11 protein-coding genes are annotated in these 11,102 nt (G+C 55.8%); all 11 read left to right on the top strand.

All coding sequences use genetic code 11. The features are described 5' to 3' along the window. Window positions 1–89 precede the first annotated feature (89 nt). The 11 genes from PHC90_10420 to PHC90_10370 all read left to right on the top strand — a co-directional run bounded on the left by PHC90_10420 (window position 90) and on the right by PHC90_10370 (window position 11,050). A complete protein-coding gene (locus PHC90_10420; GenBank protein ID MDD3846761.1) occupies window positions 90–1,031 on the top strand; it encodes an NAD-dependent epimerase/dehydratase family protein in 942 nt (313 codons plus the stop codon). An 8-nt stretch (window positions 1,032–1,039) separates the two neighbouring features. Further along, window positions 1,040–2,287, top strand: coding sequence for a glycosyltransferase (locus PHC90_10415; protein MDD3846760.1), 1,248 nt, complete (start codon window positions 1,040–1,042; stop codon window positions 2,285–2,287). Then, window positions 2,284–3,066 (top strand): glucose-1-phosphate cytidylyltransferase, encoded by a 783-nt coding sequence (rfbF, locus tag PHC90_10410; GenBank protein ID MDD3846759.1) that lies wholly within the window; start codon window positions 2,284–2,286, stop codon window positions 3,064–3,066. Before PHC90_10415 ends, rfbF begins: the two co-directional genes overlap by 4 nt. Continuing rightward, window positions 3,051–4,130: a CDP-glucose 4,6-dehydratase gene (rfbG, locus tag PHC90_10405; protein MDD3846758.1), complete on the top strand. Its 1,080-nt coding sequence runs from the start codon at window positions 3,051–3,053 to the stop codon at window positions 4,128–4,130. The genes rfbF and rfbG overlap by 16 nt, the downstream gene beginning before the upstream one ends. A gap of 1 nt (window position 4,131) precedes the next feature. Further along, the gene (locus PHC90_10400) at window positions 4,132–4,581 is read left to right on the top strand and encodes a dTDP-4-dehydrorhamnose 3,5-epimerase family protein (protein ID MDD3846757.1); all 450 of its coding nucleotides are present in this window, start codon (window positions 4,132–4,134) and stop codon (window positions 4,579–4,581) included. Then, window positions 4,578–5,555, top strand: a complete 978-nt coding sequence (locus PHC90_10395) for an SDR family oxidoreductase (GenBank protein ID MDD3846756.1) — start codon at window positions 4,578–4,580, stop codon at window positions 5,553–5,555. Before PHC90_10400 ends, PHC90_10395 begins: the two co-directional genes overlap by 4 nt. Next, window positions 5,552–6,460 carry a glycosyltransferase gene (locus tag PHC90_10390; GenBank protein MDD3846755.1) on the top strand — a complete coding sequence of 303 codons (909 nt, stop codon included), beginning with the start codon at window positions 5,552–5,554 and terminating at the stop codon, window positions 6,458–6,460. The genes PHC90_10395 and PHC90_10390 overlap by 4 nt, the downstream gene beginning before the upstream one ends. Next, the gene (wecB, locus tag PHC90_10385) at window positions 6,457–7,605 is read left to right on the top strand and encodes a UDP-N-acetylglucosamine 2-epimerase (non-hydrolyzing) (protein ID MDD3846754.1); all 1,149 of its coding nucleotides are present in this window, start codon (window positions 6,457–6,459) and stop codon (window positions 7,603–7,605) included. The genes PHC90_10390 and wecB overlap by 4 nt, the downstream gene beginning before the upstream one ends. A gap of 13 nt (window positions 7,606–7,618) precedes the next feature. Beyond that, a complete protein-coding gene (locus PHC90_10380; GenBank protein MDD3846753.1) occupies window positions 7,619–8,725 on the top strand; it encodes a glycosyltransferase family 4 protein in 1,107 nt (368 codons plus the stop codon). A gap of 3 nt (window positions 8,726–8,728) precedes the next feature. After that, window positions 8,729–9,478 carry a methyltransferase domain-containing protein gene (locus PHC90_10375; protein ID MDD3846752.1) on the top strand — a complete coding sequence of 250 codons (750 nt, stop codon included), beginning with the start codon at window positions 8,729–8,731 and terminating at the stop codon, window positions 9,476–9,478. Between the two features lie 102 nt (window positions 9,479–9,580). Further along, window positions 9,581–11,050 carry a glycosyltransferase family 39 protein gene (locus tag PHC90_10370; protein MDD3846751.1) on the top strand — a complete coding sequence of 490 codons (1,470 nt, stop codon included), beginning with the start codon at window positions 9,581–9,583 and terminating at the stop codon, window positions 11,048–11,050. Window positions 11,051–11,102 lie beyond the last annotated feature (52 nt).

Below are 11,102 nucleotides of genomic sequence, written 5' to 3'. Positions count from 1 at the left end.
GTGGCCGAGAGACATCCCTATTCATACGAACTGAGATTGTCCCATCTCTTTCCATTGAATTCTCTCACCTATCATTTGAGGGTTATAAAATGAACGGGGAGGTTGAACTCTTGCTGGAAGGCAGAAATGTCCTTGTCACCGGCGCGCAGGGTTTCATAGGACGGAGCCTGGTGCGTGCGCTCACCGGAATGAAGGCGCACGTTGCAGCGATGGACATGGTACCCTCCGATGACGGTGGCACTCAGGATGTGAGGGCTTATACGGGCGATCTCGAGGACAGGGCCTTTGTCGATGATTGCGTAAGGCGGTGCAGACCGGATGTGGTCTTCCATCTGGCCGCCTTCAAGGAACGCTCTTCCGACATGGCCGATTTCTACAGGGCTGTGGGCGTCAACATCATGGGTTCCCTCAACCTGTTTTCGGCACTCAACGACGGCGGCAGGGTATCATCCGTTGTTGTTCTCGGGACGGCAGAGGAATACGGGAGGAACGAAAGCCCCTTCAATGAGGCGATGAGGGAAAGGCCCGTCACCGCCTATTCCTATTCTAAACTCTGCGTCACGAACCTCTGCGGGATACTCCACAGCCTCTACAGGCTTCCCGTCACCGTCCTGCGGCCGACGCTTGCCTACGGTCCCGGACAGGACGCGGGCATGTTCCTGCCTTCCCTCATAGGGTCCCTCATCGAGGGAAGGCCCTTCGTCATGACGCCGGGGGAGCAAACGCGGGACTTCGTGTACATAACCGACCTCGTCGACGCCATGATAAGGGCATCCCAGGCAGAAGGAGCGCGGGGAGAGGTGATCAATATCGGCAGCGGAAAGCCCGTGAGGCTTCTCGAGGTTGTCGCAATGGTCGAGAGACTCCTCGACAGGACAGGTCTCGTGAAGGTGGGCGGCAGGGAGTATCGGCCCGATGAGATCATGGATTATCATGTGGACACATCAAAGGCAAAAAGGCTGATCCGATGGGAACCGAAAGTCGGTCTCGATGAAGGGGTGAGGCTCACGATAGCATCGTTCCTATCGTGAGACGGCAAATGGGAAAGAATATCCTCTTCTATTCCGACTGTTCTTTTTTTGCCGGGTGCGAGAACATGCTTGCCAATTTTTTTCAGAGCGAAGAGTTCATGGCGCGGTACAACGTGAGCTTCCTTTACAGATATTCAGGGGAATACGAGGCCGGCTTCAGGCAGCGGGTGACGCGCAGCTTTCGCGCCGTCCCCGTGAAGCTCCTTGACCTCAGCGCCATCTTCGATCGCATCAGCAAAAGGTCGCCCTTCATCCGCGTGCCGGTCATCATGTTTTGCCACCTCATACTGAAGCATCTCTTCATCTCCTGGAACACGATACGGCTTTTTCGACTTTTCAGAAGAGAGACGATCGACATCCTTCACGTCAATAACGGAGGGTATCCCGGCGCCTATTCCTGCGCCGCCGCCGTTATCGCCGCCCGGCTCAGCGGGATAAGGAGGATCGTCTATGTCGTCAACAACATTGCCCATTCATACCGGCCGCCCTGGCGCTGGCTGGATATACCCTATGACACGATGGTCATAAAGGCGGTATCGCTTTTTGTTACGGGGTCTTCCTATGCCCGCGGCATGCTCGTGGATGCCTTGAGGATCGACCCCGCAAAGACGGTAAATATCTTCAACGGGATAGAACCCCGGGCTGTCACTGAAACGAGAGTGGAGACATTACGCCGCTTGGAGGTAAAGGAGGACCGCCTGTTGATTGGCGTCGTCGCCGTTCTCGAACGGCGCAAAGGGCACGCGGTCCTCATTGACGCCATGAGGCTCCTGAAGCAGGAGGCGCCCGCCGGTCTTCCCCTGGTCCTCATCGAAGGGGAAGGCGTCGAATCGGATCATCTCAGGCACTATGTGCGTGACGAGGGCCTGGATGATGATGTAAGGTTTACGGGGAGCGAACGGAACGTCTTCAATCTCATGAATGCCGTCGATATCATCGTTTTGCCCTCCATCGGGCAGGAGGATTTCCCCAATGTCATCCTCGAGGCGATGAGCCTCGGCAAGACCGTTATTGCGAGCATCATTGCGGGGATTCCCGAGCAGATCGTCCATATGCATGACGGGATACTCGTCGAGGCGGGCAACGCGCGGGACCTGGCGGACGCCATCAGGTCCGTCGTCGAGGACGGGGGCCTTCGGGAATCTCTGGCCTTGAATGCGAGGCAGAAGTTCTCACGAACCTTTTCGGCACAAAGATCGGTCAGGAACTATGAAGAGTTATATGAAAAACTTTTGGCTCAAGGAGAGAGAGCATGAAGCTTGCAATTTTATGTGGAGGCTACGGGACGCGCATACGCGATGTGGCGGACAACATTCCCAAACCCATGATCCCCATCGGGGCAAAACCGATCCTCTGGCACATAATGAAGTATTATGCCGAGTTTGGCGTGAAGCAGTTCATACTCTGCCTGGGATACAAGGGCGACGTGATCAAGGATTTCTTCCTCAACTACGAAGCGAACACCAATGACTTCACCGTCACCCTGGGAAGGAACAAGAAGATAGAATACCACAACGAGCATCCCGAGTCGGATTGGATGGTGACTCTCGCCGAGACGGGGCTTAACGCCATGACGGGAGCCCGGCTGAAGAGAGTGGAAAAGTACCTGGCGGGTGAGGAGAACTTCATGTTCACCTACGGGGACGGGGTAGGCGACGTTGATATCGACAGGCTCATCGAATACCACAGGTCCCACGGCAGGATATTGACCGTGACGGGCGTGCGCCCGCCGGGAAGGTTCGGTGAACTCATGAACGACCCGTCGGGCAAGGTCATCGAGTTCAATGAAAAACCTCAGGCGAGCGGCGGCAGGATATCGGGCGGTTTTTTTGTGTGCCGCCGGGAGATATTCGATTACCTCGATGACGATGAAGGGCTGGTCTTCGAGAGAAAGCCGATGCGGAACCTGGTCGGGGACGGGCAGATGATGGTCTACGAGCATGAGGGCTTCTGGCAGCCCATGGATACGAACAGGGAATATGTATTGCTCAACGAACTTTACGACAAAGGGGAAGCGCCATGGGTAAAGTGGTAGATAACGATCATTTTTCCGTGTTCAAGGGCAAGAGGGTCCTGGTCACCGGAGACACGGGTTTCAAGGGGTCATGGCTCGCCCTGTGGCTCACCATGTGCGGGGCCGACGTGCTCGGCTACGCGCTGCCGCCCAAAAGGGACAACGACCACTATAACCTTATCGGGCTCAGAGACGTTGTCACGCACATCGACGGGGACGTCAGGGATTTCGACGGTATGAAGAGGGTATTCACCGATTTCGACCCCGAATTTGTCTTTCACCTGGCCGCTCAGGCACTTGTGAGACTCTCTTACGATGAACCGAAATATACCTTCGACACAAATGTGGGCGGTTTTGTCAACGTTCTCGAGGCTGCCCGTTCCCTGCCGGCGGTGAGGTCCATCATCTGCGTCACCTCGGACAAGTGCTACCTCAACAAGGAATGGACGTGGGGATACCGTGAGTCCGACGAGCTCGGGGGCAGGGACCCCTACAGCGCGTCCAAGGCGGCAGCGGAAATGGTCTTCCTCGGCTACATGCACGCATTCTTCAACGATAGACAGGATGTGGGGATAGCGAGCGTACGGGCAGGGAACGTGATAGGCGGGGGAGACTGGTCCGAGGACAGGATAGTCCCCGATTCCATCAAGGCGCTTCAGAAAGGGGAGCCCATATTCCTTCGCAACCCCTCTTCCACCCGACCGTGGCAGCACGTCCTGGAACCCCTGTCCGGCTACATGCTCCTTGCGGCGAGGCTCCACACTTCCCCGAAGGGATACTCGGGATCGTGGAATTTTGGTCCCGGCAAGAACGCCGTCAACACGGTGCAGGACCTCACCGAGAGGATCATATCTCACTGGGGGGATGGAAGAATAGAAACAGCCGGCGGCGGTGAGGGACCCTACGAATCGAAGCTCCTCCACCTGAATTGCGACAAGGCCTTTTACACCCTGGGCTGGCACCCGAGATGGGATTTTGAGAGGACCGTGAGGGAGACAACCCTGTGGTACAGGGATATCTGGCAGGGGAAGGCAGCCCTCCCGAAGACGAAGGAGCAGATCACGGCCTACATGGGAGGTGAGTGACATGATAGAGGGAGTCAGGATAAGCCCCCTGCGGCAGATACCCGACGAACGGGGCAAGGTCATGCACATGCTCAGGAGGGATTCGGAGGTCTTCATCGATTTCGGCGAAATATATTTCTCATGCATCTATCCCGGTGTTGTAAAGGCGTGGCACATCCACAAGCGCATGACCCTGAACTATGCCGTCCCTCATGGCAATATCAAGCTTGTCCTTTATGACGACCGCGACGGCAGCGCAACGAGAGGGCAGGTACAGGAAGTGTTCCTCGGTCCCGATAATTACTGTCTCGTGACCATCCCTCCCATGGTTTGGAACGGCTTCAAAGGAATTGGGGCACAGACGGCGATCGTCGCAAATTGTTCCTCCCTTCCTCATGACCCCGGTGAGATAGAGAGGCTCGACCCATCGGATCCCTCCATCCCCTACAATTGGGCGATCGTCCATAAATGAAGAAGAATATCCTCATCACCGGCGCATTCGGGTATCTTGGCGGCAGGATAGCGAAGCTCCTCGCCCAGGACCCGGAGGTCATGGTGCACCTTGGAACCCGAAATGCCGGCCGAAGACCTCCTGAATGGGCCAGTGGTGGAAGGGTGACGGGGATGGACCTTGCCTCCCCGGTGTCCCTTGACGATGCCTCCCGGGGAATGGACGCGATCGTTCACCTTGCGGCGGTCAACGAGATCGAAAGCGCAGCGGACCCGCAGCGCGCGCTCGAGGTCAACGGGGCGGGTACGCTGCGGCTCCTTGATGCCGCGCAGGGCAATGGCGTCGCCCGCTTTGTGTATCTTTCCACGATACATGTCTACGGGAGCCCCCTTGTCGGCGTCATCACGGAAAGGACGGTCCCGAGGCCTTCACACCCCTACGCCATCACCCACAGGGTTGCCGAGGACCTGGTCCTCGCCGCCCACGACAAGAAGAGGATGACGGGGATAGTGTTGCGTCTCTCGAACGGTTTCGGAGCGCCGGCGTCTCCCGATGTGGACAGGTGGACCCTCGTTGTTAACGACCTCTGCCGCCAGGCCGCAACCACGGGGAAGCTTGTCCTCAAGACACCGGGTCTGCAGAGGCGTGATTTCATAACACTTGAGGACACGGCACGGGCGGTGGCGCACATGATAGGAGTTCCGCCGCTTCAGTGCGGGGACGGTCTCTTCGACCTCGGCGGTGAATACTCCGTTTCCATACTGGAGATGGCGACCCTCATCGCGAAGAGGTGCGAGGCCACCCTGGGGTCGGCGCCTGTCATAGAGCGTCCCGCCCCGGCTGCCGGCGAAAAGGCGGAAGACCTCGATTATCGGATGGACAAGATAAAGAAAGCCGGCTTCTTTCTGACGAGGAATGTGGAAGAAGAGATAGACGCAACTCTCAGGCTGTGTACAGCACACTTCGGACGCGGGGGACATGGGGGTTTGAGATGAACCCCCTTTTTTCCGTCGTCATTCCCACGTACAACCACGGGCATTTTATCGGGCGGTGCCTGTCGTCGGTCCTTTCCCAATCGTTCACGGACTGGGAGGCCATCGTTGTCAACAACTTTTCCGAGGACAACACCATTGAGGTAGTGGAAGGCTTCAAGGACGAGCGCATCCGTCTCGTCAATTTCAGCAACGAGGGTATCATCGCCGCCTCTCGAAACGAGGGTATCAGGCTTGCCCGGGGCGAGTTTGTTGCCTTCCTCGATTCCGACGACTGGTGGTATACCGGGAAGCTTGAGAGGGTCCGCGCCGATGCTGCGAATGCCGACGTCATCTATCATGACCTCGACATCCACTCTGTCAAGGGCAAAAAGGAGACGGCCGGGGATTGGAGGAGGCAGCTCACCCCGCCCGTTTTTGTCGACCTCATGGTCAACTGGAACACGCTGCCGAATTCGGGCGTCGTGGTGCGAAAGGCCATCCTCGATCAGGTGGGCGGGCTCACGGAGGACAGGGTGCTGAACACCTTCGAGGACGCCGAGTTGTGGCTCAAGATATCGAGGGTGACGGAGAGGTTCGTCTACGTCAGGGAAAAGCTCGGGGCATACTGGGTGGGAGAGGCCAACCTGTCGACCTTCAATGAGAGACATATCAATTGCGTCCAGTACATCTTTGACAAGTATCTCGACATGCTCGATGAGAAAGACAGGCGGAAAGCGGCGGCGCAGATGGCCTATATCACGGGCAGGATACGGCAGAAGACCGGCTCAGCCGGGCAGGCCCTGAAGCTTTTCCTCACATCGGCAAGGTCGGGAAACAGGACCGTCAGGCTCAAGTCCCTCGTCCTCGTTCCCGTGTGCTGCCTTGAGGCGATATTACCCTTCCTTTTCCGCAAGGGGGCGAAATGACAATGCGCACGGTGCTGCTCGCATTCGGAACCCGCCCGGAAGCCATCAAGATGGCCCCCGTCATGAAGACGCTGGAGAAACGCGCCGGGGATTTCAGAACAATCGCCTGTGTCACCGCCCAGCACAGGCGAATGCTGGATCAGGTACTCTCCATATTCAGTATTCGGCCTCAATACGACCTCGATATCATGAAAGAGAACCAGGACCTCTTCGATATCACGGCACATGCGTTAACGGGGTTGAAAAAGGTTTTTGAGGAGACAAGGCCCGATATAGTGCTTGTGCAGGGTGATACAACGACGGCGTTTGCAGCCGGTCTTGCGGCCTATTATCTGAAGATACCCGTCGGGCACATCGAGGCGGGCTTAAGGACATGGGACAAATACAGTCCTTTTCCGGAAGAGGTGAACCGGCGCCTCCTGAGCGTTGTCGCCGATTACCATTTTTCCCCCACGGAATGGAGCAGATCGAATCTCATCCAGGAAGGCACCGACCCCGAAAGGATATGGGTAACGGGTAATACCGTCATAGATGCCCTCATGATGATAAAGGAGAAGCAGCAGACAGAGGCGGCAAGGACGGCACTGCTGGATCATTTCAAGACGCGCTGGGGCATCGAGTTCGCAGAGGGCGTGAGGATGCTCCTTGTGACCGGCCACAGACGGGAAAACTTTGGCGCCGGTTTCCGGGATATCTGCACCGCCCTGAAAACGATCGCGCGCCAGAGGCCGGATGTAACCGTGATATATCCCGTTCACTTGAATCCAAGGGTTCAGCGGCCGGTCAAGGAGATCTTGAGCGATGTGCCCAATATACACCTCATAGAGCCCGTCGAGTATGAACAGTTTATCTTCCTGATGAGCAGGTCCTATATGATCCTTACCGATTCGGGAGGCGTGCAGGAAGAGGCGCCGTCACTGGGAAAACCCGTTCTCGTCATGAGAGAGGTAACGGAGCGCCCCGAAGGGGTCGAGGCAGGCGTGGTAAGACTGGTAGGAACGGACAGCACAAAGATCGTCGCTTCCGCGGCGGAGCTTCTGGACAATGACGCCACATACAGGAGAATGTCTGAAGCAGTGAATCCCTATGGCGATGGCAAGGCATCGGAAAGGATCGTGGACATCCTCTCTTCAGTGGTCGCATGAAAATGAGAGCATTATGAGGCTGGTTTACGCAATACGGCATGTGGGCATGACGGGGGGCGTGAAGGTCTTTTTTCAGCACGTCGAGCTCCTGAGAGATATGGGTCATTCAGTCCGCTTGCTCACACGTTTCATCGATGAGGAGTGGGGCTTTCGGGTGAGGCCGGAGGTTGTCCCTGCCTTTGATGACAAGACCATCCCCGATGCGGACGGCATAGTCGTGACAACCCCCAAAGACGTTGAGGAACTCTGGGGGGTGGCGAAGAGCCGCGGTATTCCACTTTTTCACTTCCTGCAGGGTTTTGAACCCGATTATGTTCTGGAGCGAATTAAGGGCTCCGTCGTTCCGAAGCGTTTCCGGGGCACCGACATCATTTCAAAGGTGAAGTATTGGTACAAGAAGAGGGAATGGAAGGACAGGCTGAAAAGGTTCGATCGCCTCTATGAACTCCCCACGGTGAAGATCGCAATTGCCCCCCACCTTGTCCGGGGTGTCGAAGATAGATACCGTACCCGCTGTTACCTGGTTCCCAACGGGATCGACCAGGGCGTCTTTCACCCCAAAGAGAAGGGGATGGATTACGCGGGTCCCCTCAAGATACTTTCCGTAGGCAACTATACCATTGAGTACAAGGCAATACCCGATGTTCTCGCGGCGGTCCGGATCCTGAAGGAACAGGGAAGGGCCGTTCATCTTACGCGGGTCTCGCCGGCCGACATCACTGAGGCGGAGAAACAGGCGGGTGTGGTGGACAGATCTCTCGTAAGGATCTCGGAGGCGGAAATGGCGGCCCTTTACCGGGAGAGTCATATTCTTATTGCCGCGTCAACGGAGATAGAGGGTTTCGGTTTGCCGCCCGTCGAGGCAATGAGTACGGGAACCCCGGTGATCCTGACAAAGATCACGCCCTTTTTTGCCTTCGATGATACCCACGATTTCGCTTACTTCGTCGATGTGCACAAGCCCGGGGCGATCGCGCAAGGCATTCTGGATATTGCACAGGATCCCGCTTTGCGCGAAGCATTGATTGAGAGAGGTTTTGAAGTATCGGCAAAATATCGGTTGAGCAACGTTGGAAAACGACTTGAAGAGATCTTCAAGGAACATGTGAACAGAGGATAGAACGTGACAGAAACCATTGCAGGAAGAGCATCGGAAAAAGGTGGGGCACGACTGATCGACAAGAATGCCCCCGGTACACAGGACAGGGTTGTTTCCATCCTCACGCGGATGCCAAAGGGGAGGCTCCTTGACGCCCCTGCCGGCGAGGGGGCGCTGGTGCAAAGGCTGATGGGCATCCATGACATCACGGCCGTCGATATCGACGAGGACTTTTTTCGGCTCCGCGGGCAGGTACCCTTCAAAAAGGTCGACCTCAACGGCACCCTTCCGTTCGAGGACGCGTCCTTCGACTATGTCACCTGTGTCGAGGGTATCGAACATCTCGAAAACCCTTTCTCCTGCGTCAGGGAGTTTGCGAGGGTGTTGAAGCCGGGTGGCAGCCTTGTTATCACCACACCCAACATCATGTCCATCAAGAGCCGGACGCGATTTCTGTTCTATGGCTATCACGACTTCTTCCGCTTCATCAAACTGCCCGATGATTTTCGTCACGGGAACCCTGAATACGATCATCAGCACATTAACCCGATGACCTTCACTGAATTGAGATACGCCCTTGAAAAGGCCGGATTTGAAGTGGCGGGGATCCATGCGAACCGGTACGTCAAAGCCGGCAAATGGAGCTTTCTCTATCCCCTGGTAAAGAGTATCATCACCAGGAGAACGGCGGGCAAAGCTCCTCAGGATAGAGATCTCTTTTCACGGGAGATACTTGAAGGAGAGATCATCATCGTGGAGGCAAAGAGGAAATGAGTCCCCTGATGTGCATGAGGTTTTTGGAAGAGGCAGGAAATTAAGTCAGATGTCAAGATAGCTCTTTCCCTGATGTTTCTGGCCCTTGCCGTGAGGGTGTACATGGTGCTTACCGCGGGGGTCATCACCCCTGACGGCATCCTGTATATTAAAATTGCCAGATTCATCAATGACGGCAATTGGAGGGGGGTATATGAAGACGGTTTCTACAGTACGTACCCCTTCGTTATCGTGCTGTTCCAAAAGGTCTTCCACGATTGGGAGACGGCCGGGAGGATGGCGTCGGCAGCTGCAGGCTCTGTTGCGGTTCTGCCTTTTTTCTTTCTCCTGAGGCGCATGTTTGACCTGAGGATCGCCTTTGTCGCATCGATCTTTTTTGTTATAGGCCCCCGGCTTGTGCAGTATTCCTCCGATGTCCTCAGGGAGCCGCTCTTCTGGTGCTTCTCTATAACATCCCTCTGGGCGGCATGGAAAGGCATAGAGGAAAAGAGGTGGGTCTTCATCGCTGCGGCAAGTTTCTTTGCCGGTCTGTCGTGCTTCACCCGCACCGAAGGAGTGGCCCTTCTTGCGATCGTTATCGTGTGGATGGGATGGGTCCTGTTCTACCGGGAACGAAAGGCCAGGCTCTTCCTTGCCTTCCTGATGGTCTTTCTCGTGGCATTTCCGGCGATGTCCATTACGCCCCTTTACTTGCTCAAGAGCAAGGCTGGCGCCTGGGAACTCGGCCACCTGGCCACGAAGATACCTGAGCTGCTGCAGAGCAGGAATAAGCCCCTCCCGGTGGAGATTGACGGATCTTCCCTGAAATCCCGCCAGGCGGGGTCCGTTCTCACCCGGGTCATGACCAACAGATACGTTTTCTCCCTCTGGGAGACCTCCTACAAGTTCTTCAGGTCCTTCCACGTGGTCCTGATCGTGCTTTTGCTCTTCGGGCTGTTCCGCAGAAGGATCATTCCCTGCAGCGGGAAGGAGATACCTGTCCTGATATGGTGTTCAGCATTCTTCCTGATATCCCTTGTGTACGCATTCAAGGTCTCCTACGTGAGCACAAGGCATGGGCTTCTCGTGGGAATCCCTTCATTGCTGTGGGTTTCCATTGGTTTTTGGGAACTGAGCTCCCGCATGGAAGGGGCTGTCAGGAAAGCACGGTGGAACCCGAAACTCACCCGTCACGTTGCGGTCTACCTTCTCATTCTCATCTGTCTATCGGTGATCCCCCGGACGGTCGCGCCTTATGGGGATGAAAAGATCGAAATGAAAAAGGCCGGTATCTATCTGAAACGCATGGGTTATTCGAACGAGAGATTTGCTGTGGAGCCGAGAATTAATAGATTGACCTTTTATAAGGGGGGAGATTTTGTTAACATCCCCACCAATATTGATCCTGTCGCATTGGGTCGTTTCCTTAAGAGCGCTGACGTGCGTTTCCTTGTTGTTGATGAAAGGACCATCGAAAACGCCGTTAAGGGCTTCAAGGGCAATACGGACGCCATGAATCTGGAGAAGGTCGACCTCCCCGGGTTTAAGGATTACAGGGAATATTCCTTCGCTGTCTACAGAATAGGGGAATAGGGGATGAACGTGAGGAGGACGAGATAAACAGATACCACGGGGGTACCAGTCC

The sequence above is a fragment of the Syntrophorhabdaceae bacterium genome, from assembly GCA_028698615.1.
GTDB lineage: Bacteria > Desulfobacterota > Syntrophorhabdia > Syntrophorhabdales > Syntrophorhabdaceae > Delta-02.
Note: the sequence above shows the minus strand (reverse complement) of the source record. Positions and strands in the feature narration are given on the sequence as shown.